Source organism: Jiella endophytica (genome assembly GCF_004519335.1).
Taxonomy (GTDB): Bacteria; Pseudomonadota; Alphaproteobacteria; order Rhizobiales; family Rhizobiaceae; genus Jiella; species Jiella endophytica.
In genome coordinates, this window is the sequence record NZ_SOZD01000002.1 from 253,668 (window position 1) to 280,050 (window position 26,383).

General features: G+C 68.4%; 18 protein-coding genes and 2 riboswitches. Of the genes, 10 read left to right on the forward strand and 8 right to left on the reverse strand.

Annotation, left to right across the window (positions count from 1 at the left end):
- Nucleotides 1–11 precede the first annotated feature (11 nt).
- From E3C22_RS06315 to E3C22_RS06345, 6 genes are all read left to right on the forward strand, one after another.
- Nucleotides 12–1,121: an FAD-binding oxidoreductase gene (locus E3C22_RS06315; protein ID WP_134761164.1), complete on the forward strand. Its 1,110-nt coding sequence runs from the start codon at nucleotides 12–14 to the stop codon at nucleotides 1,119–1,121.
- A gap of 268 nt (nucleotides 1,122–1,389) precedes the next feature.
- Nucleotides 1,390–1,773 (forward strand): GIY-YIG nuclease family protein, encoded by a 384-nt coding sequence (locus E3C22_RS06320; RefSeq protein WP_134761165.1) that lies wholly within the window; start codon nucleotides 1,390–1,392, stop codon nucleotides 1,771–1,773.
- 241 nt (nucleotides 1,774–2,014) lie between these two features.
- A complete protein-coding gene (locus tag E3C22_RS06325) occupies nucleotides 2,015–4,069 on the forward strand; it encodes an FAD-dependent oxidoreductase (protein WP_134761166.1) in 2,055 nt (684 codons plus the stop codon).
- Between the two features lie 373 nt (nucleotides 4,070–4,442).
- On the forward strand, nucleotides 4,443–6,383 hold the full coding sequence (locus tag E3C22_RS06335; protein ID WP_134761167.1) for a DUF3483 domain-containing protein: 1,941 nt from the start codon (nucleotides 4,443–4,445) through the stop codon (nucleotides 6,381–6,383).
- Nucleotides 6,380–7,606, forward strand: a complete 1,227-nt coding sequence (locus tag E3C22_RS06340) for an electron transfer flavoprotein subunit alpha/FixB family protein (protein ID WP_134761168.1) — start codon at nucleotides 6,380–6,382, stop codon at nucleotides 7,604–7,606. The genes E3C22_RS06335 and E3C22_RS06340 overlap by 4 nt, the downstream gene beginning before the upstream one ends.
- A complete protein-coding gene (locus tag E3C22_RS06345; protein WP_134761169.1) occupies nucleotides 7,603–8,439 on the forward strand; it encodes an electron transfer flavoprotein subunit beta in 837 nt (278 codons plus the stop codon). The genes E3C22_RS06340 and E3C22_RS06345 overlap by 4 nt, the downstream gene beginning before the upstream one ends.
- A gap of 207 nt (nucleotides 8,440–8,646) precedes the next feature.
- Here E3C22_RS06345 and E3C22_RS06350 read toward each other — a convergent pair whose 3' ends face one another.
- A complete protein-coding gene (locus E3C22_RS06350; RefSeq protein ID WP_134761170.1) occupies nucleotides 8,647–9,939 on the reverse strand; it encodes a D-amino acid dehydrogenase in 1,293 nt (430 codons plus the stop codon).
- 44 nt (nucleotides 9,940–9,983) lie between these two features.
- A riboswitch (glycine riboswitch) is annotated at nucleotides 9,984–10,083 on the reverse strand.
- Nucleotides 10,084–10,086: 3 nt separating this feature from the next.
- Nucleotides 10,087–10,177: riboswitch (glycine riboswitch) on the reverse strand.
- A gap of 272 nt (nucleotides 10,178–10,449) precedes the next feature.
- Here E3C22_RS06350 and E3C22_RS06355 point away from each other — a divergent pair.
- Complete coding sequence (locus tag E3C22_RS06355) at nucleotides 10,450–12,945, forward strand: methyl-accepting chemotaxis protein (RefSeq protein ID WP_167591666.1); 2,496 nt, start codon at nucleotides 10,450–10,452, stop codon at nucleotides 12,943–12,945.
- A 21-nt stretch (nucleotides 12,946–12,966) separates the two neighbouring features.
- Here the strand turns inward: E3C22_RS06355 and cobJ are convergent, their stop codons facing one another.
- The 6 genes from cobJ to E3C22_RS06385 form a co-directional block, all read right to left on the reverse strand.
- The gene (cobJ, locus tag E3C22_RS06360; protein ID WP_134761172.1) at nucleotides 12,967–14,775 is read right to left on the reverse strand and encodes a precorrin-3B C(17)-methyltransferase; all 1,809 of its coding nucleotides are present in this window, start codon (nucleotides 14,773–14,775) and stop codon (nucleotides 12,967–12,969) included.
- Nucleotides 14,772–15,530, reverse strand: a complete 759-nt coding sequence (cobI, locus tag E3C22_RS06365; protein ID WP_134761173.1) for a precorrin-2 C(20)-methyltransferase — start codon at nucleotides 15,528–15,530, stop codon at nucleotides 14,772–14,774. The genes cobJ and cobI overlap by 4 nt, the downstream gene beginning before the upstream one ends.
- Nucleotides 15,527–16,783, reverse strand: coding sequence for a precorrin-6y C5,15-methyltransferase (decarboxylating) subunit CbiE (cbiE, locus tag E3C22_RS06370; RefSeq protein WP_134761833.1), 1,257 nt, complete (start codon nucleotides 16,781–16,783; stop codon nucleotides 15,527–15,529). The genes cobI and cbiE overlap by 4 nt, the downstream gene beginning before the upstream one ends.
- Before the next feature lie 41 nt (nucleotides 16,784–16,824).
- Nucleotides 16,825–17,487, reverse strand: a complete 663-nt coding sequence (locus E3C22_RS24740) for a precorrin-8X methylmutase (protein ID WP_245514873.1) — start codon at nucleotides 17,485–17,487, stop codon at nucleotides 16,825–16,827.
- A gap of 974 nt (nucleotides 17,488–18,461) precedes the next feature.
- Nucleotides 18,462–19,559, reverse strand: a complete 1,098-nt coding sequence (locus E3C22_RS06380; RefSeq protein WP_134761175.1) for a sirohydrochlorin chelatase — start codon at nucleotides 19,557–19,559, stop codon at nucleotides 18,462–18,464.
- Nucleotides 19,560–19,892: 333 nt separating this feature from the next.
- Nucleotides 19,893–21,902, reverse strand: a complete 2,010-nt coding sequence (locus tag E3C22_RS06385) for a putative bifunctional diguanylate cyclase/phosphodiesterase (protein WP_167591667.1) — start codon at nucleotides 21,900–21,902, stop codon at nucleotides 19,893–19,895.
- A gap of 213 nt (nucleotides 21,903–22,115) precedes the next feature.
- Between E3C22_RS06385 and E3C22_RS06390 the strand changes: the two genes are divergently transcribed.
- Together E3C22_RS06390 and E3C22_RS06395 are read left to right on the forward strand one after the other, a co-directional pair.
- Nucleotides 22,116–22,859 carry a TSUP family transporter gene (locus tag E3C22_RS06390; protein ID WP_134761177.1) on the forward strand — a complete coding sequence of 248 codons (744 nt, stop codon included), beginning with the start codon at nucleotides 22,116–22,118 and terminating at the stop codon, nucleotides 22,857–22,859.
- A gap of 30 nt (nucleotides 22,860–22,889) precedes the next feature.
- Nucleotides 22,890–24,374, forward strand: coding sequence for a cobyric acid synthase (locus E3C22_RS06395; RefSeq protein ID WP_134761178.1), 1,485 nt, complete (start codon nucleotides 22,890–22,892; stop codon nucleotides 24,372–24,374).
- A 24-nt stretch (nucleotides 24,375–24,398) separates the two neighbouring features.
- Here E3C22_RS06395 and rcdA read toward each other — a convergent pair whose 3' ends face one another.
- Nucleotides 24,399–24,932, reverse strand: coding sequence for a protease adaptor protein RcdA (gene rcdA / locus E3C22_RS06400; RefSeq protein ID WP_134761179.1), 534 nt, complete (start codon nucleotides 24,930–24,932; stop codon nucleotides 24,399–24,401).
- A gap of 384 nt (nucleotides 24,933–25,316) precedes the next feature.
- On the opposite strand from rcdA, the gene E3C22_RS06405 reads away from it, so the two are divergent.
- Nucleotides 25,317–26,324 (forward strand): NAD(P)H-quinone oxidoreductase, encoded by a 1,008-nt coding sequence (locus E3C22_RS06405; protein ID WP_134761180.1) that lies wholly within the window; start codon nucleotides 25,317–25,319, stop codon nucleotides 26,322–26,324.
- The last annotated feature ends 59 nt before the right edge of the window (nucleotides 26,325–26,383 follow it).

Sequence of the window (26,383 nt, forward strand, 5' to 3'; positions counted from 1 at the left end):
GGCCCGCCGCCATGGATGCACCCGTGCAGAACCCCGCCGGGCCGGTTCCCACCGGCTATTTCCGATGGGAGCCGGAGGAAGACGACGTCCTGATCTGCCGCGCCGTGCGCGAAGAGACCCATGACGTCAAGACCTTCGTCTTCGCGCCGCGGCACAAGCGCCAGTTCGAGTTCGTCTCCGGCCAGTTCCTGACCTTCGAATTCGACATCGACGGCGAGACGATCCACCGCTGCTACACCATCTCCTCGCCGCCGACCCGGCCGGACACGGTGTCAATCACGGTCAAGCGCGTGCCCGGCGGCCCGGTCTCGAACTGGCTGCACGACCAGTTCCAGCCGGGCATGATGCTGAAGGCGACGGTGCCGATGGGAGTCTTCTCCTGGGCCGGCATGCAGGCGACGAAATATCTCTTCATCTCCGGCGGCTCGGGCATCACGCCGATGATGTCGATGACCCGGGCTTCCTTCGACCTCGCGCTGATCTCCGATATCGCCTTCGTCCACGCCGCACGCTCGCCGGCCGACATCGTCTTCCACGACGAGCTCGACTATATGAGCCGGCGCAACCGCTCGATCCGGCCGACCTTCATCGTCGAGGACGACGCGCCGCGCGAGAGCTGGGGCGGCTATCGCGGCCGCTTTGACGGTGCCAAGCTGGCGATGATCTGCCCGGACTTCCGGGAGCGCGTGGTCTTCGTCTGCGGCCCTGCGCCCTTCATGAAGGCGGTGAAGACGACGCTCGAGGCAGCCGGCTTCGACATGGGCCGCTACCATCAGGAAAGCTTCAACTTCGACGACTTCACCGAGGAGGCGCAGGAACAGATCTCGGAGGCGACGGAGGAGATCGATTCCGGCGTGAAGGTGTTCCAGCTGGAATTCACCAAGACCGGCCGGACCATCGAATGCCCGGAAGGGCTGACGGTACTGGAGGCGGCCCGCCGCGCCGGCATGCGCCTGCCCTCCTCCTGTTCGAAGGGCCTCTGCGGCACCTGCAAGTCGAGGCTGACCTCCGGCTCCGTCGACATGAAGCATGGCGGCGGCATCCGCCAGCGCGAGATCGACGCCGGCATGGCGCTGCTCTGCTGCTCGCGGCCGAAGACGGATCTGGTGATCGAGCGGTGAGAGGGACGTTTTCATGATGGGCCTGGCTGGAACGGGAGGCGGGCGTCGTCGCTCCACGATCCCCTGGATTCTCGGGACGGGGCCCGAGAATGACGACCGGGATGGGAGGATCTGCGCCTTTTCCGGCACCGAGGCTGCCGCGGACGTTGCAGAATGGGCGCTGCCACCAAAGCTTCGTCATTCTCGGGCCCCGTCCCGAGAATCCAGGGCGGCCTCACCGACCTGTCAACGCGAGCATCGCCATCGCTGGCCAAAGGCGTAAGACACCATGGGCGGCTGGGTCTACATCATGGCATCGCAGCGCAACGGAACGCTCTATGTCGGCGTGACTTCCGACCTGCATCGCCGCGTCTTGGAACACCGCGAAGGCGACGTGAAAGGCTTCACCGCCCGCTACGGCTGCAGGACACTCGTCTGGCATGAACGCCACGACGACATAGAGATCGCCATCCAGCGCGAGACGTCGATCAAGCGCTATCGGCGGGCGTGGAAACTGAGGCTGATCGAGGATCTGAACCCGCAATGGCTGGACTTGTTCGAGCGGTTTTCGGACGAGGACAACCCTTACAGGCCGTCGTTCGACGGAGCGCTCGACGATCTTCCGCCGGAGCCCGACGCTCCCCTGGATTCTCGGGACGGGGCCCGAGAATGACGACCGGGATGGGAAGACGAGCGCCTTTTCCGGCAACGCCGAGACTGCCGCAGTTGCTTCAGGACGGGCGAAATCACCAACGCTTCGTCATTCTTGGGCTCCGTCCCGAGAATCCAGGGGCGGCCGCGCGCAATCGGTGCAACCGCGTCCCTTCGTGCACGACGCGCCATCCGTCCATGCCGGCACCGAACGCCAAAGCCGCGAGCCATCTCACCGCCATCACCCACGAGAGCCACCACCCATGATCGCCAATGCCGAAGCTCTCCTGAAGCCCCTCACCATCAAGGGCCTCACCATCCGCAACCGGGTGATGTCGACGAGCCATGCGCCGTCCTACGGCAAGGACGGCAAGCCGCAGCAGCGCTATCAGCTCTATCATGAGGAAAAGGCCAAGGGCGGCATCGGGCTGACGATGTTCGGCGGCTCGTCCTCGGTGTCGGTGGACAGTCCGGCCGCCCCGTGGAACCAGATCTCCGTCGCCGACGACAGCGTCGTGCCGTTCTTCACCGAATTCTCCGAGCGGATCCACAGGCACGGCGCAAAGCTGATGATCCAGCTGACCCATATGGGCCGGCGGACGAAGTGGGACACCGAGCACTGGATCCCGGTCAAATCCGCCTCCCCGACCCGCGAGCCGGCATCCCGGGCGATCGCCAAGGAACTGGAGCAGGAGGAGATCGACCGCATCGTCGCCGATTTCGCCGCGGCTGCGCGGCGTTGCAGGGAGGGCGGGCTCGACGGCTGCGAGATCTCCGCCGCCCACGGCCATCTCGTCGACCAGTTCTGGTCGCCGAACTCCAACCACCGCACCGACCAATATGGCGGCTCGCTGGAAAACCGCATGCGCTTCGGCATCGAGGTGCTCTCGGCGATGCGCGAGGCCGTCGGTGACGACTATATCATCGGCATGCGCATGTCGGGCGACGAGATGCTGAAGGGCGGGCTCAGCCACGAGGACTGCGTCTCGATCGCCGCCGAATACACCTCGCGCGGCCTCGTCGACTTCCTCAACATCATCGGCGGCCAGGCGCGCGACCACATTGCCCACGCGATCTCGCTGCCCAACATGTCCTTCCCCGTCGCGCCCTTCTTGTCCCTCCCCTCGGCGATCAAGCGCGAGGTGGACGTGCCGATCTTCCACGCCCAGCGGGTGACCGATCTCGCCACCGGCGCGCGGGCCGTCGCCGAAGGCCATGTCGACATGATCGCGATGACGCGGGCGCACATCGCCGATCCGCATCTCGTCAAGAAGCTCTCCGAAGGCCGCGCCGACGACATTCGCCAGTGTGTGGGCGCCGGCTACTGCATCGACCGCATCTATGTCGGCGGCGACGCGCTGTGCATCCAGAACGCTGCGACCGGCCGCGAGGCGACGATGCCCCACGTCATCGAAAAGGCGGCCGCGGCGAAGAAGGCCGTGGTGATCGGCGGCGGCGTCGGCGGGCTGGAGGCGGCCCGCGTGCTCGCCGAACGCGGCCATCAGGTGACGCTGTTCGAGAAGTCCGACCGTCTCGGCGGCCAGATCAATGTCGCTGCGAAGGCGACGTGGCGCGAGGCGCTGTCAGGGATCCCACGCTGGCTGGTCTCCCAGGTGCAGAAGCTCGGCGTCGACATCCGCCTCGGCACCGAGGCCGGGGAAGCCGAGATTGCGGCGCTTTCCCCTGACATCGTCATCGTCGCCACCGGCGGCCTTCCCTCCAGGGGCGAGGCGAAAGGCCACGAGCATGCGGTGACCACCTGGGATGTGCTGGAAGGCCGTTCGGAGCCTTCGGGAACGGTGCTCCTCTATGACGAGATTGGCGGACACAACGCCGCCTCGACCGCCGAGGTCCTCGCCAAGAAGGGCTGCCTCGTCGAGATCGTCACCCACGACCGGATGATCGGCGAGGAGATCGGCCCGACCAACCAGCCGGTTCACCTGCGCGAACTCTACAAGCTCGGCGTGCTGATGACGCCGAATTCCGAGCTGATCGAGATCTATCCGGAGGGCAACCGGATGATCGCCGCGATCCGCAACACCATGACCGACGCGGAAGAGGAGCGCGTCGTCGATTCGGTGGTGGTGGACTACGGCACGCTGCCGGTGGATGCGGTGCATTTCGCGCTGAAGGACGGGGCGAAGAACAAGGGGTTCACCGATCTTCAGGCGCTGATCGCCGGCGCGCCGCAACCGTTCGAGATCAACGGCGCCGCCTCGGACGGCGGCTACACTCTCTACCGCATCGGCGATGCCGTCGCCGGCCGCAACATCCACGCCGCCATCTACGACGCACTCCGCCTCTGCAAGGATCTTTGAGGATGGGCGGCGCGAAGACGTCGCTGATCTCCCCCCTTGAGGGGGAGATGCCGGCAGGCAGAGGGGGGGTCCCAGTCGCGACCCGTCCGGTGGTTGCGTCCGGCCCGACGCATGGCGGTCGTGACCGGGCGGCCCTGGACAGGACGGGGCCGAGCGTTGCCGTTACCCCCCCCCTCTGCCCTGCCGGGCATCTCCCCCTCAAGGGGGGAGATCGATCTCGCGCGAACACTCGCTCTCACCCTCCAAAGCTTCGTTCTGGCTCAGCCGCCGAAAGAAAAGCGGCAACGCCGAAACCGCCAATCTCCCCCCTTGCGGGGGAGATGCCGGCAGGCAGAGGGGGGTTCCCGGCCGCGCCCCGTCCGGTGATGTCTTCATGACCGCGGCGGCGTTCCTTCCCTGGCTGATCGTCGCGATGGTCGTCGTCGCGGCAGTCCAGATCGCCCGGCGGGTCATTCTGTGGCGCAGCGGCAGACCGGCACGCGTCGACTGGCTTGCCGGGCTGAAGGCGCTGCCGAGACGCTATCTCGTCGACGTCCATCACGTCGTCGACCGCGACCGATCCGCCTCGCGCATGCATGTTCCGACCGCCGGCGGTCTGGTCCTCGCCTGCGCGCTTCTCGTCGTCGGGCTCGTCCCGGCAATCGCCGCTTCGCGCCTTTATTTCGGTCTCGTCGCGCTCGCCTTCCTCGTCATGACGGCCGGCGTCGTGCTCGAAGTGCGTCGACGCTACCCGCGTCCCCTGCCCCGCCTCTCTCTCGGCCAGTGGCAGAAGCTGCCGATCCCTCTCGGCGTCTTCGCTTTAGGCGGCTTCGTCACCGCGTTTCTCGCAAGCCTCGGCGACCCGCTGCCGGCCGTCTCGATCCTCACGCTGCTTCTGACCACGGCCGCGGGTCTCGGCCTTGCCGGCATGGCCGGCCACGGGCCGATGCGCCACGCCCTTGCCGGCGCCGCCCACCTCGCCGCCCATCCCCGGCCCGAGCGTTTCGGCGGCGGTCGCTCGACGGAGCTGCGGCCGATCGATCTCGACGCACCCGGGACGGGCAAGCTCGGCGCGGAAACGCCGGCGGATTTTGCCTGGAACCGGCTGCTCGCCTTCGACGCCTGCGTCCAATGCGGGCGCTGCGAGGCGGCCTGCCCCGCTTTCGCGGCAGGCCAGCCGCTCTCCCCGAAGCATCTCATCGTCGATCTCGCCGCAGCGGCCGGCGGCGGCTACGCCCAGCCCTACGCCGGCAACGCCTACCCCAATGCGAGGCCGGTCGGCGGCGCGGCCGGGCTTCATGCGCCGATCGTCTCGCCGGAAGGCCTCGTCCATCCCGATACGCTGTGGTCCTGCACCACCTGCCGGGCTTGCGTCGAGGAATGCCCGATGATGATCGAGCATGTCGACGCGATCGTCGATCTCCGCCGTTTCCAGACGCTGGAGCGCGGCGCCGTGCCGCTCAAGGCCGAGGAGCCGCTCGCCAATTTCCGCGGCGCCGACGAGCCGAATGGCCGGGCGCTCGCCGAGCGCACCGATTTTGCCGCCGATCTGCGGCTGAAAGTGATGAAGGACGGAGCCACTGCTGAAATCCTGCTGTGGCTCGGTGGAGCGGCCTTCGACCTGCGCGGCCAGCGCACGCTCCGTGCGCTGATCCTGGCCCTCAACGCCGCCGGCGTGGAGTTCGCCGTGCTCGGCGAGGAAGAGCGCGACTGCGGCGACCTCGCCCGCCGGCTCGGCGACGAGGCAACCTTCCAGCGGCTCGCCAAAGCCAATGTCGCGACGCTCTCGCAATATCGCTTCTCCCGCATCCTCACCGCCGATCCCCATGCGCTGCACGTCCTGCGCAACGAATATCCGGCCTTCGGCGGCAGCTTCGATGTGGTTCATCACACCGCCTTCCTGGCGGAGATGGTCGCCGCCGGTCGCCTCGCGCCGGCTGCGCTCACGGGCAAGGCGGTGACCTATCACGACCCCTGCTATCTCGGCCGCTACAATGGCGAGATCGAAGCGCCGAGGGCGCTGATCGACGCTCTCGGCCTCGAGCGCCGCGAAATGGCGCGCTCGGGCAGGCGCTCGATGTGCTGCGGCGGTGGCGGCGGCGCGCCGGTGACCGACATTCCCGGCGACACCCGCATCCCCGACATCCGCATGGGCCAGGCAAGCGACACCGGCGCCAGGATCGTCGCCGTCGCCTGCCCGCAATGCACGGCGATGCTCGAAGGCGTCACCGGCGAGCGGCCCGAGGTCAGGGACGTCGCCGAGCTGCTCTGGGAGGCCGTGCAGGCCGGCGGCCGGAACGAGGCCGCAGCCGTCAAGGCAGGGGAGCCCGCATGAGCCGCCAGCGCAGGGACCCGCGCGCCGAGCGCGGCATCAGGACGGTGGAAAGCCGCGCCCGTCCACGCCTCGACGTCGCCCGCCGTGAAAGCCCCGCCGCCTCCGGCAGGCTGCGCCGCGACCCCTGGCGGGAATGGGCGGCGAGCCTCGTCGACGAGACTTATCGCAAGCGCTACGACCGCTCGCAGCGGCAGATGAGCCGGGAGGACGCCGCGCGTTTCCTCGCCGCCCGCTCCGACATCGAGGCGACAGCGATCAGCCCCGGCCAGCCGGCGCTGCATGTCGTCGAGGAACCGGCCTTTCTGATCTTTGCCGTGATCGAGGCGACCGGCGGACGGCTGTCGCGCTTCGACCGGCAGGTGTTCGGCGCGGCGCGCCTCCTGGCCGATGCCGATGCCGGTGGCGGCGCCGTCGTCGCGATTACTACAGGGGAGATCGACGGGCTCGGCGAGGCCGGGGCGGACCGGATGCTCGCCCTTCCGTCCGCAAACGGCGGGCAGGCCCGCGCCGCGGCACTGCGCCATGCGGTCGAGACCCTCCTTCCCCGTCACGTGATCTTCGCCGAGGACGGCGACAGCGCCGACCTCGCCCGGCGGCTCTCGGTGGCGCTCGGCGACGATCTGATGTCCGGCGTCGAACATCTGACCGCCCGCCAGGCGGTGCGGCCGATCCGCAATGGCGCCCGCGAGATCGGCCTCGCGCCGCCGCGGCTGATGACCATCGGCGAAGACCGGGTGAAGCCCTATGCCGCCGCGCCCTGCGAGGCGCGCCCGATTGACGCTTCTGACTTCGAGGCCGGCGCCGACCCGGCAATCCTGTCGTCCGAGATCATTCCGGGCGACCCGGCGAGCCTCGCTCTATCGGAAACGGATTTCGTCGTCTCGGCCGGCAACGGCGTCAGCGACATCGCCGCCTTCCGAGAACTCGCAGCGGCGATGAAAGGCACGCCCGGCGCCAGCCGAGTCGTCTGCGATGCCGGGCTGATGCCACGCTCGGCGCAGGTCGGCGCCTCGGGCACGGTGCTTGCCGCCGACTGCTATTTCGCCCTCGGCATCTCCGGCGCCCCGCAGCATCTGCAGGGGATCGCCGGCTGCGAACACGTCATCGCCGTCAACACCGACCTCCATGCCGCGATGATCGAGCGGGCGGGGCTCGCGATCGTCCAGGACGCCCAGCTGGTGATGCCGGCACTGCTGGCGTTGTTGAGGGAGCGCGGCGCATGAGGACGCTCGTTCTCCTCTCCGATGCCCGCCACCCGGTTTCCGGCCGGCCGCATCTGTCGCGGCTCGAGACCCAGGCGATCGGGCTTGCGGCCTCGCTAGATCCTGCAGCGCGCGGCCTCCATGCCGGGTCAGGCGAAGATGCAGTCAGGGCAGGCCTCGGCCATGGGCTGGCTGGTCTCGACGTGATCGAAACAACGGGTGAGGCAGATCCGCTGCCGGCCCTCGTCGGCTTTCTGGCCGATGCGCTGGGCGGCGCCGACGCGCCGGAGCTGATCCTGGCCGGGCGGCGCGGCGAAGGCGGGTTCGAGACCGGGCTCGTCCCCTATCTCGTCGCCGAGCGCCTCGGCCTGCCGATCGTCGCCGACGCCGTGGCGATCCGCGCGGGAGAGATGCCGGGAACCCTCGTCGTCGACCAGGCGATGGCGAAAGGCGCCCGGCGCCGCGTGACGGTCCGGCTGCCGGCGGTGGTCACAGTGCATCCGCTGAGCCCGCTGCCGCGGCCCTTCGCCTACGGGCCGATGCGGCGGGGCAGGATCAGGCGCCATTCGCCTGCCGCCGAACAGGCCGACCTGCCGGCGGTAGCCAAGATGGCGGGCCACGGGACGGTGGCGGGGAGAGCGGAGGATACGGGGGGGACGACCGTCGGGCCGGTAGACGTGGTTCCAGCCGACGAGCGGCCGCATCGCGCCCGGCCGAAACTGATGCGCACCAGCGGCACCGCCGCCGGCGGCGCCAACCTCCATGTCGGCCCGGACCCCACCGAGGCTGCCCGGCTGATCCTCGACTATCTCGAAGCCAACGGCATCCGCCGCTACGGCAAGGCTCCGGAGTGAGCGGCGGGCGTACGACCGGATCGGCTGGCGGTGCCTACCGAGTAGTGGTGATACGCCGTCGGCAGTGGGCCTTGCGAAGCGCCACGGACCCGTCAGTCCCGCGTCTGCTCCGATCCGCCTCGCGCCACGAAAGCCACGAGGCTCGTCTTGCCGCGAGTCGGCGCGGCGCGAAGCGTCTTCACCAGAAGCCCGCGGGGCCCCCTCGCCTCACACGCCATGGGCGGCGAAGTGGCCCTGCGGCTCGGCGCTGGCTGCCTGACGCCCGCGGCGGGACTGGGCGACCGCCACCTCGCCGGAGATCATCTCGGCGGTGATCGCCGAAAGCGTCCAGCCGAGATGACCGTGGCCGGTGTTGTAGAAAACGTTCTCCCGCCGCCCACGGCCGACCTTCGGCATCATGTTGGGCATCATCGGCCTCAGCCCCGCCCAGGGCACCACCGAGGCGGTGGAAGCGCCGGGGAAGCGGGTGCGGCACCACTCGACCAGCGGGCGGATGCGCGAATCCTTGATGTCGCGGTTCTCGCCGGAAAATTCCGCCGTCCCGGCGATACGCAGCCGGTCCTCGCCGAGCCGCGAGGTGACGATCTTGGCGTGATCGTCGAGAATGCTGACCCGCGGCGCGGCGTCCTGGCTCTCTGCGTCCGTGAGGTTGACCGTGATCGAGTATCCCTTGACCGGATAGACATTGACCCGGTCGCCGAGTTGGGCGGCGAAGCGGCGGCTGGCGACGCCCGCGCAGACGACGACGGCGTCGAAGTGCTCCGACCTAGGAGCTTCCTGCGACCCCGCGCTCCGCGAAAAGACGATGACGCCGTTGTCGCCTTCGGATTTCAGCCGTGTGACGTCGGCGGCGAAATTGAGCCTTGCCCCATGGCGCCGGCAGGCGTCTGCGAGGTTGCGGGTGTATTTGTGGATGTCGCCGGTAAAGTCGGATTCGGTGAAATAGCCGCCGACGAAATTGCCGCGGATGGCCGGCTCGATCGCGGCGATCTCCTCCGGGCTGACGGCGACGCGCTTCAGCCCGCCCTTTTCGAGCAGCCGGTTGACCTTCGTCGCATGGGCGAATTCGCGGTTCTCCTCATAGACATGCAGGATGCCGCGCTTTTCGGCGTCGAAGGAGAAGCCCTCGCGCTCGGCCATGCCGAGGAGATGCTCGCGGGCGGCGATGGCGAGCCGCGTCGTTGCGATGGTGTTCGCCTCGTAGCTGCGCGCCGCGAGCACAAATTCCGCCATCCAGGACAGCTTGTGCCAGGAGGGCTTCGGATTGACCAGAAGCGGCGCGTCCTTGGTGAGCATCCACTTGATGCCCTTCAGAAAGGTCGACGGCTGGTTCCAGACCTCGGCATTCGATGCGGAAAGCTGCCCGCCATTGGCAAAGGAGGTCTCCATCGCGGCATAGGGCTGACGGTCGAAGACGGTGACGTCGAAGCCGCGGGCGATGAGCTTGTAGGCGGTGGTGATGCCGGTGATGCCGGCGCCGATGACGGCGATGGAGGTCATGACGAGCCTTTCTTTCCGCTTCTCGCGGAGATCCGTGCTGCCCCTCCCGTCATGAGCCTGAGAGCTTCACCGCGGCGCGGGATCATTCCCGGCGCGGCTTTCTCCTTCGGCGGACGACCCCGTGCGGGCCGCCACTCTTCGGAATTTTCTGACGAAACGGTCCTTTTGCCTGAGAGTTTCCGGGGCGGTTGCTCCTTCGGCGCCGACCTTTCCGGCCGGTCTCTCCCGTATTCGTCGATCCCTGACTCTAACCCCATGAAGCTTGCCCGACAATGACGGCAAAACTTCGATTTTTCGCATGGCTGCCATGCAGGATCGCGGCACCCGGCACATGAGCTCCGCTCCGGCACGCCCTCCGGGCGGATGGCAAGCGTCAGTCCATCCTCCCGGCGTAAAGCTCACCGAAGGCTGCATGAGACGCGAGGCGCTCCAGGCGATCATCCGGCCGGCAGGACACGACAGCGCAAGTCGCGGGCATTCGCGACCCGAAAACAAGAGAACGTGGGACGCGTGGGCATCAGAGGCAGGATCTTCGTCGCATTCTTGCCGGTCGCCGTTCTGGCGGTCGCGCTGGGTCTCGTTGCCGAGCTGACGATGGAAACCGCGCCGCAGGGCGCCCTGCCGCAGCCTGCTCTCACACGGCATGCCCTGCCGAAGCCAGCCGAAACGCCGCGCGAGGCCGCGCCGCAGATAACCCGGCCGGCGATGCTGCTTCCCGATCCGAACGCCGATCTGCGCGCCTTCGCCGATCGCGCGGCCAGCGAGCTCGAAACGATCCGGCTCGCCGCGGTCGACTATATCGAGGACGGCACGAAGGACAGCTACGACCGGTTCCAGAGCGCTGCCGGCGACCTCGCCGATCTCTCGCCGCAGGACCGCGCGATCATCGACCAGAATCCGGCGACCGCCGCGGCCTGGCAACGGGTCGAGACCGGCATCGCCTCCTGGCAGAGCGCGGTGGACGAACTTTCCGGCCTGAAGAACGGCGAGGCCAAGGCCACCTCGGCGGTCGCCGAGGCCGGGCCCCTCGCCGTCTCGGCGATGTCCGACGTCATCAAGCTCGCCTGGCGCGCCTTCGACATCGAGGCGCTCTACCACGCGACGGCGACCTTCGAATCGCTGAACACCAGCCTCGTCTCGGCGGAGCGTTTTCTGCGGCTCGGCGAGCGCGCCGCCTTCGATGTCGCCCAGTCGAAGCTCAACGAGGCGATCGGCCGGCATGCCGCGATGGTCAAGCTGATGACCGACCCGGCGCAGCTGGAGCGGGCCCGCGAGGCGCTGTCGCGGATGAAGGATTACGGTGGCAAGCTGGAGGCGACGAAGGACTTCGCCGCCCGGCTCCACGATCTGCGGGCCGGCATGCTGCTCACCGCCCCCCGCGCGGTGGCTGAAAGCGTCGCAGCGCTGCGCCCGGCAGCCAACGCCGCGCCGGCGATGACGGTCGGCGCCGTTTCGGTGCCGACCGAGAGCGAAGCGGTTTCGGCCGGAAGCAGAGCTGAATCGGACGGCGAGGCAGGCGAGCCGGCATCGGCCGACGAGAGCGGCATCGCAGCCGAGGCCCCTGCAGCGACGTTCCTCACGCCCGGCCGTCAGGCGCTGGCCGGCGGCGTCCTGATCGCTGTCGTGGCGCTGTTGAGCGGCCTCGTCGCGGCCCGCAACACGGCGGCGCCCCTTGCCCGTTTCACCGAGCGCCTCAAGCTGCGCGGCGAGGCGGAGACCGACGAACCGCTCGAAGAGACGGGGCGCGGCGATGCGATCGGCGACCTCGCCAGAGCCGTCCTCGCCATCGAGAAGCGCAGCCGCAATGACGAGGCGGCGGCCGCTGCCGCCGACGAGATGCGGCTTTCCGAGGAGCGCCGGAAGATCGAGCGGGACGCCGCCGCGCTGAAGGCCGAGCGGGCAGAGATCGACGCCGACTTCGAGCGCATCGCCGCCGGTCTTGACTGCCTCGCCGACGGCGAACTGACCAAGCGGCTCGGCGACAGCCTCGAAACCGCCCATCACGTCGGCCAGCGTTTCGACCGGCTCGCCGTCAATCTCGAACAGACCTTCTCCTCGCTCCACATCGCCAATGCCTCGCTGTCCATCGGCCTTCGCGAGATCTTCGAGGCGACCGACGATCTCGCCCGCCGCACCGAGCAGCAGGCCGCCAATCTCGAGCAGACCGTCGCGGCGCTGGGCGACGTCTCCACCGCCGTCGCCGAGACCGCCGAAGGCGCCCGCCGCGCCGAACAGGCGGCCTCGACGGCGAGAGACACCGCCGGCGAAGGCGGCGATATCGTCGGCAAGGCGATCAACGCGATGTCGGCGATCGAGCAGTCGTCGCAGAAGATCGTCAAGATCATCGGGGTGATCGACGAGATTGCCTTCCAGACCAATCTCCTGGCGCTGAATGCCGGGGTCGAGGCGGCGCGGGCCGGTGAGGCTGGACGGGGCTTTGCCGTCGTCGCACAGGAGGTCCGCGGCCTTGCCCAGCGCTCGGCCGACGCCGCGAAGGAAATCAAGCAGCTGATCAACGCGTCGAACGGCCAGGTGAAGGAGGGCGTCGGCCTCGTCACCGCCTCCGGGCGTTCGCTCGACGAGATCGTCAGCAAGGTCGCCGAGGTCAGCCAGCTCGTCGCCGAAATCTCCAAGCGCGCCCAGGACCAGGCGGCGAATCTGAATGAAGTTTCGAGCGCCGCCGACCAGATGGACAAGGCGACCCAGCAGAATGCCGCCATGGTGGAGGAGACCACCGCCGCCGCCCAGGGCCTCAGGGCCGAGAACGAGACGCTGGCGGTGCTGATCGGCAGCTATGCCGGCTCGAAGCGCGGCCTCTCCCCCGAAGCCGCGAAGCCCGCCCAGCGGCGGGCCGAGAGCCGCGCCGCCGCACCCGAGGAGGAGGACGACGACGTCACCTTCTGGAACGCTCCGCCGCGCCGGCCCGCGGCGCGGCCCGCCGCCGCCCCCGCCGCCGCGGCGCAGGCTCTGGCGACACAGGAAATCGACGGGTGGGAGGAGTTCTGACCGTCCTGCCGAGCTGACCGGCTATGCGTCTTTGGCGATCCCGGTCCCGGCCTTGCGGGCATAGCCGCGCGGCGTATAGGCCCAGCTTCTGCCGTCGCCCGTGGTGACCACGCGACTGTTCGACGAGCCGACGATCACCACCGTCAGCATGTCCACCTCGTCGACATCGAGATCGGCGAGAGGCACGATGCGCACCGTCTCGCCGTCGCGGCCGAGATTGGTGGCGAGGATCACCGGCGTATCGGCCGGCCGGTGCCTCAGGAGTTCATCGCGGGCAAAGGCCAGCTGGGTGCGCCGCTTCTTCGACACCGGATTGTAGAAGGCGATGACGAAGTCGCCCTGCCCTGCCGCCTTCACCCGGCGCTGGATATCCTCCCAGGGCGTCAGGAGATCCGACAGCGAAATGGTGCAGAAGTCGTGGCCGAGCGGCGCGCCGGCGCGCGCTGCCGCACCCTGCAGCGCCGAGATGCCGGGCGAGTTGACAACCTCGATGCGGCGGGCGGCATCAGAGACGTCGCCCTTGTCGAGCAGCTCGAAGACCAGCGTCGCCATCGCATAGATGCCGGCATCGCCGGAACAGACGAGCGCCACGCGGCGCCCCTCGCCCGCCAATTCCATCGCATGGCGCACCCGCGCCTCTTCCCGGCCAAGGTCGAAATCGTGGCAGGCCTTGCCCTCGCTCAGCGGCCCAAGCAGGTCGAGATAGAGCGAATAGCCAACGAGATCGCTCGCCTGGCCGATCATTCGGCTGACCTCGGGAGAGCGCCAGGCCGGCTGCCCCGGCCCGATGCCGACGACGAACAGGCAGCCCCGCGCCCGGCCGATCGTTTCGGGATCGACGGGCCCCGGCGCCTCGCCGAGCGCCGCGGTCACCCGCCGCGACTTGCGCTTGGCGAGCCGCAGCGCGCCGCCCGGGCCGACAGCTGCCAGCGCCGCACCTTCGGCAACGCCGTGGCAGCCGACCTCGGCAAAGACGACGTCCGACGGGTTCTCGAGCCGCGGCGCCTCTTCCTCCAGCCGCGCGGCGGAGAAGAACCGCGCCGGTACGCCGAAGTGGCTAGCGACGGCATGGACGGCGGCCTCGTCGGCCTTGACGTCGAGGCTGGCGACGGCGGCGAGCGCCAGCGGGCTCACGCCGGCTTCCTCGAGCACGGCTTCGGCGAGGGCGATCGCCTCTTCGGCCGGCGCGCCGCGCTCGGCGCCGATGCCGAGGACAAGGGTCGCGGGGCGGTAGAGAAGCTCCTGCGGCTCCGGCCTGCGGCGTGCCACGGAGACTGTGAGGCGCACAGCGCCGTCTTCGGCGACAGGGACACGCGCGGCCTCGAGCCAGGGTGCCCGGCCGTCGAGCCGTGCCGTTGCGCCGTCGAGAAGCATGGCCATCAGCGCCTTGGCGGCTTCGGGGTTTTCGAGGCGATAGCCTTGCGGGGGAGCGTCGAGGGCGACGCCGAACTTCACGTCGCCAGCCGTCGTCACCGCCGCAAAGCCGCCGGTCGCAACGGCGATCGTCCGGGCAAGATCGTTGGCGCCGTGATGGCCGCCGATCAGCGGGACGACCGACGAGCCGTCCTCGGCGACGGCGATCACCGGCGGCTCGGCCATCTTGTCGGCAATCAGCGGCGCGAGAATGCGGATCAGCGCGCCGCTCGCCATGATCGCGACGATCGGCTGGCCTGCGACGAAGCACTCCCGCAACCTCTCGGCGATGGGAGCGCCGCCCGAGCGGGCGCCGATCGCCTCAGCCGTGCCGCCGATCGCGGCCGCGATCGTCTCGGCGAGTTCGCGGGTTCCCCCGGTGAGATGAAGGACGGCGGGTCTTTGCTCAGCGCTCACGCCGGGCCTTTCCTGTCTGTCGGTTCCGAGCGCCGGGCAGACGCCTGGCGGTACCGGCCGGCGATCGCCGGCTCGTCGCCGCGATAGCCGAGGATCATCGAGAAATACGGTGCCACGCCGGAGACCTCTGCCAGCGGCAGCACCCGCTCCTCGCCGAGGGTCACCCGCTCGCAATAGATGGCGCGGTCGAGAAGCCCGAGGCGCTCGATCAGCGCGCGGACGCGGTCGAAATGCCGGCCGAGCTTCATGATGACGAAGGCGCCTGTGAGTTTCGCCGCCAGCGCTTCGTCGTCGAGCGGGCCGGGAATGACGGTGAGGACGTCGTTGCGGCTGGCAAGCGGCGTCAGTGCCCTGGCGGCGGCGGCCATGGGCGAGGCGACGCCGGGGACGATCTCGCTCGGGTAGCGGTCCGCCAGACGCTCGAACAGATACATGAAGGAGCCGTAGAAGAACGGATCGCCCTCGCAGAGGACGGCGACGTCGCGGCCCTCGTCGAGCCGTGCGGCGATCGCCTCCGCCGCCCGGTCGTAGACCTCCGCCGCCGGAAAGCGCTCGACGCGCATCGGCACGACGATCGGGATCTCCTCCTGGCGGGGACTGAGAAAGCCGGCGACGATCGAGCGGGCGAAACTCGCGCCGTGATCGGGCGCCGGATAGGCGACGACCGGCGCGGATGTCAGAATACGATGGGCCTTCAGCGTCAGGAGTTCCGGATCGCCCGGACCGACGCCGAGGCCGTAGAGCGTGCCGGTCATCCGGCCTGCCCCGGCTTCGGATGCGGCTTGGTCAGATGCCAGTGGACCACGGGCATGGCCGGCTTGAAGCCCCGGAACGGGCCGACCGTCTCGGCCCGGTCGATGGCGATGCGCATCAGTTCGCCGCCGAGCCTGCCGTGGAGATCGATCAGGATCGCCTCGGATTCCAGCGTTACGGCATGGGCGACCATCCGCCCGCCGGGCTTCAGCGCCTGCCAGGCGGCGTCGAAGACGCCGTCGGAGAGGCCGCCGCCGATGAAGACCGCGTCGGGCCGGTCGAGCCCTGCCAGCGCTTCCGGCGCGCGCGCCTCGACGATCAGGAGTTCCGGCACGCCGAGGGTGGACGCGTTCTCGGCGATCATCGCGCAGCGCTCGGCCAGTGGCTCGATGGCGATGGCACGGCTGCGGGGCGCTCCGCGCAGCCACTCGACGGCAATCGAGCCGGCGCCGGCCCCGACGTCCCAGAGGAGCGCGCCCGGCATAGGTTCGAGCGCCGCGATTGCCAGCGCCCGAAGCGTCCGCTTGGTCATCTTGCCGTCGTGGACGAAGGCATCGTCGGGCAGGCCGGCAACGACCGGCCGCGGCGTCGCGGCGCGGCCGGCGACGCATTCGATGGCAACAAGGTTGAGATCGGCGCCGTCCTCGAGATCGTAACCCGCCGCACCGGCTGCGAGGATCCGCTCCTGCTCGCCACCGAGATGCTCCATGACGACGAGCCGGCTCTGGCCGAAGCCGCGGCTGGTCAAGAGCCGGGCGATCTCCCGCGGCGAGCCGGCGTCTTCGGAGAGCACGAGCAAGCGCTCGCCCGGGAAGAGATGTCGCGACAGCTGGTCGACGGGCCGGCCATGCACCGTCAGGCAGGCGGTATCCTGCAGCGGCCAGCCCAGCCTTGCGGCAGCCAGCGAGAAGGCCGAGGGCGCCGAAAACACCCGCATGTCTTCGGGCGGCACGTGCCGGGCGAGCGTCGCGCCGATGCCGAACCACATCGGATCGCCGGTGGCGAGGACGACGGTCGGCGTTCCGGCGCGGGCGAGCAGCGCTTCGAGGCCGTCGGAGAACGGCCTGCCCCAGAGGATCGTCTCGGCGTCACTGACGCCCAGCATCGCGAGGTGTCGCTCGCCGCCGAAGATCGTCGCGGCCCGGTCGAGTGCGTCGAGGGCCTCGCTGGTCAACGAGGCGAGGCCGGCATCGCCGATCCCGATGACTGTAAGCCATGGGCCGTCCGCATCGGCCTCGGGCCGGTCGTCGTCCAGCGTGGCAGCCTTGCCGGAAAGCCAGGGGCGGACGGGATCGCTCACTGCCCCTCCGTGCCGATGGCGAGGGCGTTGACGGCGCTGGCCGCGAGCGCCGAACCGCCGCGCCGGCCGGAAAGGGTGACGAAGGGTACGCCGCGGGAATCGGCAAGAAGCGCCGCCTTGGATTCGGCGGCACCGACGAAGCCGACCGGCATGCCGATGATCAGCGCCGGGCGCGGTGCGCCCTCGTCGAGCCGTTCGAGCAGCCGGAACAGCGCCGTCGGCGCATTGCCGATGGCGACGATGGCGCCTTCCAGGAGATCGTCGGTCCACAGATCGACCTGGGCGGCCGAGCGGGTGGTGGCGTTCTTCTCGGCGATGCGGCGGGTGCGCGGATCGGTGATCCGGCAGACGATCTTGTTCTGCTGCTTCAGCCTGGCGGAAATGATGCCGTGGGAGACCATCTCGCTATCGCAAAGGATCGGCGCCCCCGCCTCCAGCGCCGCAACGCCCGCAGCGACGGCACCTTCGGAGATCGCGAGGTCGGCGACGATGTCGGTCATGCCGCAGGCGTGGATCATCCTGACGGCCAGCGCCTCGGCTTCCGGCGGCACGGCGGAGAGATCGGCCTCCTCGCGGATGATCCGGAAGCTTTCGGCATAGATCGCCGCCGGATCCTTCAGATAGGCGTCTGCGGAGGCGCCGTTGGCGAAATCCTCGATGCCGCCGCTGTCGGCAGCTGCGAGATTGGCCTCCTTCAGCTGGTCGAGACCGACGATCCAGCCCTCCTCGGAGAGCACTGCAGCGAGTTCGTCCTCCGCAAGGTCGCGCGGAACGTCGAGCAGCGGACCGAACCGGTCGGCGGCATCGAGCCGGGCGAAGAGCTCGGCGAGCGTCTCGACCTGCGCCTCGTCGAGGCAGGACTTTTCGCCCTTCTCGATATCGACGAGGCCCGGATAGATCTCCGCCAGCACGACCGGTGCGGCGATCGCCTCGGCGAACCGCGTCTCGAACGGCCAGACGGCGATCTTGCCGGCAAATTCGGGATCGCTGCGCAGCTGCTGGAGGCGGGCGATGCCGGTGATCGCCTGGCTGCCGACCGAGCCGGTGAAATTCAGCTTCCAGACCGGCTGCGCCTTGCCGGTACGAGCTTCGCCGAGGCGCTTTTCCGGCAGCGCCGTCGGATAGGGATCGGGCTTGGTGACAGACAGGCCCGGCACTTCCTGGTGCATCGGCCGGCCCCAATACATCGGGGCGAAGGCGAGACGCTCGCGATTGAGCCGTCCGGTCACCTCGAAGCGGTTGGAGAAGTTGTCGTCGCGGTCCTGCAGCGCCTCGGCGAAATAGGCCCAGAGCGCCTGCCAGCCGCCTTCGCCGGAGACGGCGGCCGCACCGCCCTTCGGATAGCCGAAGGGGAAGTCGAAGCCGCAGAACACCGTCTTGTCCTCGGCGAGGGCGTCGCGCAGGAACTGGCGCAGCCGGGCCATGGCCGCCGAGCGGGTCGGCGGGTTCGACGTCTCGGTGAGACGAACTCCGCCGCCGTCGCGCTCGGCAAGGGCGATCCAGATCGAATCCTTGCCGGTGGTCGGCGTGTTGGCGGCCGACCAGTCGATGATCGCGTAGCGGTCGAAAAGAGGCATGCGGTCGTCTCGTCTCCTGGCGCCGGGGCGCCGCTGTCATCCTGTCGCGATGCAATCTAGCGCATCGACCGCGGGCCGAGAGGATGGTCGGCATGCGGATAGGGATGGTGGTGATGGGCATTTGCATGGCCATGAGCATGGGAATGCCCGTGATCATGGGCATGATCATGGCCGTTGCCGCCATCGCCGTGGTGGTGATGGCCGTGGTCGTGGTGATGACCATCATGGTCGTGATCGTGGTGATGATGGGCATGCCCGCCATCATGGCCATGCTCCGCCGGCCCGGTGCCGATCCCCTCGACATGGTGGTGATGACTCTCCTGGGCGAGCCCCACCTCGGCCTCGAAGCCCAGCACCTTCTCGCGATACTTGCAGAGCTGGCAGTTCATGTTGTTGGTGCCTTCGAGGATCTCGTTGAGGCGATCGACGAAGGTTTCCACCACGAGGTCGTGGTCGCCGAGATAGCCGGCCTTGAGGAACTTGATCTGAGGGTTGGCGGCGGCGACCTTGTCGGTCTCGTCGTAGATCCGGCGCACCAGGATGCCGGTGAAGAGGAAATAGGGAAAGACGACGATCCGCTTGTAGCCGAGCCGCGCGGCATGGCCGAGGCCCGGCCCGACGAGCGGAAAGGTGACGCCGGAATAGCAGGTCTCGCCCCAGCCGAAGCCGAGCCCTTCCCAGAGCATCCGCATGACCTTGGCCACATTGGAATTGGCGTCCGGGTCGGAGGCGCCGCGGCCGACGACCACCAGCATCGTGTCGTGCAGCGGCTCGCCCTCGCGCCAGCCATCGGCGATCAGGCATTCCTTGATCCGTTCGCCGGCGGCGCGCAGCATCTTCAGGTCGATGCCGAGCTCGCGGCCATAGGTGATCGTCACGCCATTGGCGGCGGCGTAGGTGTTCAGCACCGAGGGGATGTCGTTCTTGGCGTGGCCGGCGGCAAACAACATGCCCGGCAGCGCCATGATCTCGCGGGCGCCGCTCTCGCGAAGCCGGTCGAGGCCATCCCGGATGATCGGCGTTGCGAATTCCAGATAGCCGTAGTCGGTGTTCCAGTCCGGCAGCCGGCTCTTCAGCTTGTCGGCAAGCCCGGCAAATTCGCGCACCGCGCCCTCGTCACGGCTGCCATGGCCGCACAGCATCAAGGCTTTCATTCCGATCCTCCATCAGCACGATGCCGAAGGGCCGCCGGCCCTCCGCCAGACATCATGCGTCCAAACAAAGACGCGCGGCGGGTGCCCTGCGTCCGTTCACGACGCCGGAGGATCCGCTGCCCCGCCTCTGCGGGACCGGCGAATCGATCCGACAGCTCCGTCTAGGCCCCCTGCTTGGGTCGGCCGCACCGGAATTGCTTTCAGCCCCTTCGAGAGGGGCACCGTCGTCTTGACGACTATCGCGTAGAGGGGATTGGCGGCCGGGTCAAACGGCTCGTCGCCGACAGGGCCTTCCGCCATGTCGTGCGGCCCGGCGTGGGGTGATCTCGGGGATCATGCTTCGCTCTGGCGTTCCGTGGACCCGGCACAATCCGGCCAGGCGGCGGCAGTCTGAGCCCTGGTCGGCCCTGAGGCCAGACGTGTTTCGGCGGCCGCCTCCCGCGCGGCCAGCCATTCTTCCAGCGCTTCGAAAGGCATCGGCCTTGCGTAGTGGTAGCCCTGGAAGAACTCGTATCCGAGCTGGCGGAGGATCGAGACCTGGGAGTCGGTCTCCACCCCTTCCGCAATGCAGACGATCTCCATCGAGGTGCAGAGGGCGCGCACCGAGCGAAGCAGATTGCGCCCCGTCTCGCTGTTGCAGCCCGGCATGAAGCTGCGATCGATCTTCACCCGGTCGATCGGCAGGCGGTGAAGATGGCTGAGGCTCGAATAGCCGGTGCCGAAATCGTCAAGCGCGACATGGCAGCCCAGCGAGCGCAAGAGCCGGATCGAATGCTCGGCGGCGTTGAAGTCGCGGATCACTGCGGTCTCGGTCACCTCGAAGATCAGGCGCGTCGCGTCGACGCCGGAGCGCTGCACCATGGCGACGATGGCCAGCATCGTCGGCGGGCTGGTGATGTCGTGGGCCGAAAGATTGAAGGAGAGCTTGATCTCGCCGGGCAGCCGCGCGGCGATCCCCAGTGCCTTCTTCAACAGGACGAGGGTGAGATCGTGCATCAGGCCCGAGCGCTCGGCGACGGCGATGAAGCTGTCAGGCGGCACGTTGCCGAGGATCGGGCTCGTCCATCGCGCCAGCGCCTCGACCGCGGCGACGGTGCCGTGCCTGCCATTGACGATCGGCTGCAGGCTGAGATGCATCTCGGCGTCGAGATCGGCCGCGCGCAACGTCGCCTCCAGCGCCTTGGCGGACATGATCTTGGTCTCGTGGTCCGCCGAATAGACGGTGACGCCGCCGCGATTCGAGGCTTTCGACGTGTAGAGGACGTAGTCGGCCCGGTCGAACATCGCATGCGGATCGACCACGCCTTCGGTCAGGCTGGCGATACCGCAGGAGGCGCCGATCACCAGTGTCAGATTGTCGATCCGGAAGGGCTCGGCCATCAGCGCGCAGGTTCGCCTGGCAAGATCGAGGGCCTCGCCGGTGTCGCAGTCGACGAGGAAGGCGAATTCGTCGCCGCCGAGGCGCGCCATCAGGAGATTGGGACCGGAGACCTCGCGCAGCCGCTCGGCCACCGCCTCCAGCAACCGGTCGCCCACCACATGGCCGTAGGTGTCGTTGACCGGCTTGAAATGGTCGAGATCGATGACGCCGAGGGCAAGCGGCGAAGCGCTCTTCACGGCCTCGTCGAAGCGCTCGTTCAGCCCGTCGAAGAAGGAGCGCCGGTTCGGCAGGCCGGTCAGCGCGTCCGTATGGGCCATGCGCAGATTGTCCCGGCTGAGACGTTCGGTGATCCCCTTGGAGGTCACCAGCTGTCTGAAACCGGCGAAGTTGTTGAGCATCACCTGGATCATCACCGCGGTGACCAGCAGCATGTTCAGGCCGACGGCCTTGAACACCAGATTGCCGGTCCAGAGGTAGTAGATCAGATAGGGCGTGGTGACGACGACCGTGACCGAGAGCGCCGCCTGCGGAAGGTTGGTGAGGCAGAGAATGCAGCCGATGACGGTGATCGCGATGAAGATCGCCACATGGGCGTGTTCGTCCGGCCCGCCATAGGAATTGAGCGACAGCGCCCAGCTGACATAGCCGATCGAAAGCAGCGCGGCGAGGAGATGGGTCTTGCGCAGTTCGGCGCGCGCCGCAGTGGCGTCCCAGACCTTGTGCCGGCGGACGATCCAGACGCCGAGCCGCACCAGCGACGCGGCGACGAGTGCGGAGGGAACGAGGACCGTCATCCAGAACGGTGCGAAGCCGTGATGGGTATAGGCCACGGCGAGCGAGTTGACGGCAAGCAGAGCGTAAAGAAGCGGGACCTGTCGATGCAATTCCGCAAACTGGGCCAGTACGAGTTCCGGCGCGGCCTCGCGCAGCCCGAACCAGTCGACAAGTTCCCTGGGCTTCATCGCTCGCCTCGATACGTCGATCCTAGCCCCCAGCCATGACACGAAGGAATTAATTTCACGTAGCCGCATGAAAACCAGAAAATATATTCTTCACTTACCTTTAGCTGAGGGTGCAGCCGAAACACCGGCATCGCAACGGCCCCGCCGAAGGAGGCTGTTCCGCTCCGAACAAATCGCGTAGAGCGCCAGCGTTTCTCCTCTCGCAGACGGCCCATGACCCTCGACATCGTTCTCTTTCTCGTCGCCGCGGCCTTCGTCGCCGGCTATGTCGACGCCGTTGCGGGCGGCGGCGGGCTGATCACCATCCCTGCCTTGCTTCTTGCCGGCGTCGACCCGCTGACCGCGCTCGGCACCAACAAGGTGCAGTCGCTCTTCGGCTCCGGCTCGGCGACGATTGCCTATGCGGCCAAGGGACATATGAACCTGAAGGAGCAGGCGCCGGTGGCGGTCCTCTCCTTCCTCGGCGCCGCGCTCGGCGCGCTCGCCGCCCGCATCCTGCCGACGGCGATCCTCGAAAACGGCCTGCCCTTCCTTCTAATCGCCGTCGCGCTGTTCTTCGCCTTCAAGCCGGGCCTTTCCGACACCGATGCCGAACGGCGCATCTCGCCGGCGGTCTTCGCCTTCACCCTGGTGCCGCTGATCGGCGCCTATGACGGCCTGTTCGGCCCCGGAACCGGGTCGTTCTTCATGCTCGCCTTCGTGGCGCTGGCTGGATACGGCGTCCTCAAGGCGACGGCCCACACCAAGCTCCTCAATTTTGCCTCCAACCTCGGCGGCTTCGCGGTGTTCGCCCTTGCCGGCTCGGTGATCTGGAAGATCGGCCTCGCCATGGGCGTCGCGCAGTTTATCGGCGCGCGGCTCGGCGCGATGACGGCGATGCGCTTCGGCGCGAAGTTCATCCGCCCGCTGCTCGTCGTCGTCTGCCTCGCCCTCGCCATCAAGCTGCTCTGGCAGTAGACCGTACGGGTCGAGACGCGGGGACGGACGATGGCGCGAAAGCCGGCGATCATGCTGCAGGGCACCGGCTCGGACGTCGGCAAGTCGGTGCTTGCCGCCGGGCTCTGCCGGCTGATGGCCAATCGCGGCCTCAAGGTGCGGCCCTTCAAGCCGCAGAACATGTCGAACAATGCCGCCGTCGCGGCGATCCCCGGCACCGGCGAATACGGCGAGATCGGCAGGGCCCAGTGGCTGCAGGCGCTGGCCTGCCGCGTTGCCCCCACCACCGACATGAACCCGGTGCTCTTGAAGCCGCAGTCCGACACCGGCAGCCAGATCGTCCTGTCCGGCCGGGTGGCAGGGGCCGCCAAGGGGCGCGAATACCAGGCGCTGAAGGCGCGGTTTCTCGATACCGTACTTGAGAGCTTCGAGCGGCTGTCGAACGGGGCCGACATCATCGTCGTCGAAGGCGCCGGCTCGGCCGCCGAGATCAATCTGCGCCGCAACGACATCGCCAATATGGGCTTTGCGACGGCCGCCCACGTGCCGGTGATCCTCGTCGGCGACATCGATCGCGGCGGCGTCATCGCCTCGATCGTCGGCACCCATGCGATCCTGCCGGAGGGCGACCGGGCGATGGTCGCCGGCTATCTGATCAACCGCTTCCGCGGCGATGTCTCGCTGTTCGACGACGGGCTGGAGGCGATCACCCGCTTCACCGGCTGGGAAAGCCTCGGTGTCGTGCCGCATCTTGCGGCCGCGTCGCGACTGCCGGCGGAGGATTCCGTCGCGCTGGAGCGGCCCGTTTTGCCCGGGTCAAAGCCGGCGAAGCTCACGGTCGCGGTGCCGATCATCGGCCGGATCGCCAATTTCGACGATCTCGATCCGTTGAAGTCGGAGCCGGAGGTGGCGGTCGTCTTCGTCAGGCCGGGCGAGAGCATTCCCGCGGCCGCCGGATTGATCGTCCTTCCCGGTTCGAAGTCGACGATCGGCGATCTCGGCGTCCTGCGACAGAACGGCTGGGACCGCGACATCGCGGCCCATGTCGCCCGCGGCGGCCATGTCGTCGGGCTTTGCGGCGGCTACCAGATGCTCGGGCGCGTCGTCCGCGATCCGCTCGGCATCGAGGGCGAGGAGCGCGAGGCGGCGGGCCTCGGCCTGCTCGACGTCGAGACCGTCATGGCGCCGCAAAAGACCGTCCGGCCGAGCCGGGCCGAGACGCCGGCCGGGCTGCCTCTCGAAGGCTACGAGATCCATCTCGGCAGGACGGGCGGGCCGGACTGCGCGCGCCCGGTGGCGTTGCTAGACGGCGAGCCGGACGGAGCGACCTCGCCGGACGGGCGCGTGTCAGGCACCTATCTCCACGGCCTCTTCGGCGCCGACGTGTTTCGCCGGTCGTTCCTGGAGCGTTTCGGGATTTCAGGAGGGGGAACCGTCTATGCCCGGTCGGTCGATGCGGCGCTCGACGAGATCGCCGCTGCGCTGGAAGAGGTCGTCGACGTCGCGAGGCTTCTGGCGATCGCCAGGGGACGATGAGCCCGCCCCGGCGGTCTTCTCACGTCAGCCGTGGAAGGCGGTCTTCAACAGGTCGATCTGCTGGCCGACCGGGTTCTTGGTCTCGGTGGACTCCTCGGGGACGGTCGCCGAGCCGTAGATCTCGCGGTCGAGCATGGCGATGCGCCGCTCGAGCTTGATCGCCCGCTCGACGAGGTCGCGGAAACGCTCGGGCAGATCCAGATATTGCGGCGAGTCCTTGGCGGTGCCGAGGCCTTCGAGCCTCACCTTCACCTTCTCGGCCTCAACCTGGCTGCGCGACATGTCGCCCTGGTTGGCGGCGCGCTGCAACAGCAGCCACGAGGCGACCTGCATCAGCCGGGTGGTGAGGCGCATCGATTCGGCGGCATAGAGCGTCGCGCCCGAGCGGGTCAGCCGCTTGGCCTCTCCCCGCCCCTCGCCGTCGAGATAGGCCGCGGTCTCGTCGACCATCGCCATTCCCTCGTTGAACAGCGGCTGAAACGAACGGGAGAAAGCCAGGTGCTCGGCGAGCTTGACGGTCCGGTCCTCGTCACGGGAATCTGTCGTCTGGGTAACCATCGTCGAGCACCAACTCCTGACTGCCTGTCCGAAGAATCACAACGAACGCAAGCTCGTAGCGCCGTCGCCGATGGCAAAGTGCGGCGACTTCGCCGCCAAAGCAAGCCGGGCCGGTTGCTTTTTCTTAACCTCGGTTAATAGCGCGAAAGGCTGACTAGGGGCAAAAAAAAGAGCCGGTGTGAGCGGCTCTCAGGAGTTTCAACAGGGAGGCGTCAAACGGTACGGAGAGCCGCGCCGTCTATCCAGCGAACTGGACTGAATTCATTGATACACAAGAAACCTTACCCGGATCTTAACGGGAGGTTTCCATCGCAAGATTCCCTCTACCTTTGCCACGGTGGTCCCGGAACTGGACCAGATGATTCGTCAAGGACGGGGAGTGGCATGGTGGCGGAAACGGATATGCGCGTGGTGGAGATCGCATCGCCCGGCGGGCCGGAGGCGCTGCGGATCGCCTCGCGGCCGGTGCCGCAGCCGGGCCCGGCCGAGATCCTGATCGAGGTGGCCGCCGCCGGCGTGAACCGGCCTGACGTAATGCAGCGCCAGGGCCTCTATCCACCGCCGCCCGGCGCGCCGGAATGGCCGGGCCTCGAAGTCGCGGGCACGGTGGCGGCGCTCGGCGAAGGTGCGACGCAGTTCTCTGTCGGCGACCGGGTCATGGCGCTCGTCGCGGGCGGCGGCTACGCCGACTTCGTCACCGTCCACGAGGACAATGCCGTGATGGTGCCGCGGGCGCTGAGCCTCGTCGAGGCGGCGGGCTTTCCCGAGACCTTCTTTACCGTCTGGCACAACGTTTTCCAGCGCGGCGGCCTGACAGCCGGCGAGAACTTCCTCGTCCATGGCGGCACCTCGGGTATCGGCACCACGGCGATCCAGCTCGCCAGCGCTTTCGGCGCGCGGGCTTTCGCAACGGCCGGCAGCGACGACAAGTGCCGTGCCGCGGAAAAGCTCGGCGCCGACGCCTGCATCAACTACAAGGAGGCGGATTTCGTCGCGGCGCTGAAGGAGGCGACCGGCGGCCGCGGCATCGACCTGACGCTCGACATGATCGGCGGCGACTATGGGGCCCGCAATGTCGACGTCGCGGCAGAGGACGGGCGGATCGTCCAGATCGCCGTGCAGCGGGGCGCCAAGGCCGAATTCAACCTTTTCACCATCATGCGCAAGCGCCTGACGCTCACCGGCTCGACGCTGCGCAACCGGCCGGTCGCCTTCAAGAAGACGATCGCCGACGAGCTCTCCGCAAAAGTCCTGCCGCTGGTCGAGAACGGTAAGGTCAAGCCGCTGATCGACAGGACCTACCCGCTCGACCAGGCGGCCGACGCGCACCGGCACATGGACGATGACCATATCGGCAAGATCGTGCTGGTGACGGGCCGCGGCGAAGGCTGAGCCCCGGAGCCCGTTGCGTTTTGCACCGCGGCGCCGCATTCGGCGCTGCGGACCGGCCG

What these genes read in the sequence shown, in the direction of transcription:
- E3C22_RS06325 (WP_134761166.1), top strand. Translation starts at nt 2,015, where the DNA reads ATGATCGCCAATGCCGAAGCTCTCCTGAAGCCCCTCACCATCAAGGGC.
- E3C22_RS06390 (WP_134761177.1), top strand. Translation starts at nt 22,116, where the DNA reads ATGACCCTCGACATCGTTCTCTTTCTCGTCGCCGCGGCCTTCGTCGCC.
- E3C22_RS06385 (WP_167591667.1), bottom strand. Translation starts at nt 21,902, where the DNA reads ATGAAGCCCAGGGAACTTGTCGACTGGTTCGGGCTGCGCGAGGCCGCG.
- E3C22_RS06405 (WP_134761180.1), top strand. Translation starts at nt 25,317, where the DNA reads ATGGTGGCGGAAACGGATATGCGCGTGGTGGAGATCGCATCGCCCGGC.
- E3C22_RS06395 (WP_134761178.1), top strand. Translation starts at nt 22,890, where the DNA reads ATGGCGCGAAAGCCGGCGATCATGCTGCAGGGCACCGGCTCGGACGTC.
- E3C22_RS06350 (WP_134761170.1), bottom strand. Translation starts at nt 9,939, where the DNA reads ATGACCTCCATCGCCGTCATCGGCGCCGGCATCACCGGCATCACCACC.
- E3C22_RS06335 (WP_134761167.1), top strand. Translation starts at nt 4,443, where the DNA reads ATGACCGCGGCGGCGTTCCTTCCCTGGCTGATCGTCGCGATGGTCGTC.
- E3C22_RS06315 (WP_134761164.1), top strand. Translation starts at nt 12, where the DNA reads ATGGATGCACCCGTGCAGAACCCCGCCGGGCCGGTTCCCACCGGCTAT.
- cobI (WP_134761173.1), bottom strand. Translation starts at nt 15,530, where the DNA reads ATGACCGGCACGCTCTACGGCCTCGGCGTCGGTCCGGGCGATCCGGAA.
- E3C22_RS06380 (WP_134761175.1), bottom strand. Translation starts at nt 19,559, where the DNA reads ATGAAAGCCTTGATGCTGTGCGGCCATGGCAGCCGTGACGAGGGCGCG.
- E3C22_RS06340 (WP_134761168.1), top strand. Translation starts at nt 6,380, where the DNA reads ATGAGCCGCCAGCGCAGGGACCCGCGCGCCGAGCGCGGCATCAGGACG.
- E3C22_RS06345 (WP_134761169.1), top strand. Translation starts at nt 7,603, where the DNA reads ATGAGGACGCTCGTTCTCCTCTCCGATGCCCGCCACCCGGTTTCCGGC.
- rcdA (WP_134761179.1), bottom strand. Translation starts at nt 24,932, where the DNA reads ATGGTTACCCAGACGACAGATTCCCGTGACGAGGACCGGACCGTCAAG.
- E3C22_RS06320 (WP_134761165.1), top strand. Translation starts at nt 1,390, where the DNA reads ATGGGCGGCTGGGTCTACATCATGGCATCGCAGCGCAACGGAACGCTC.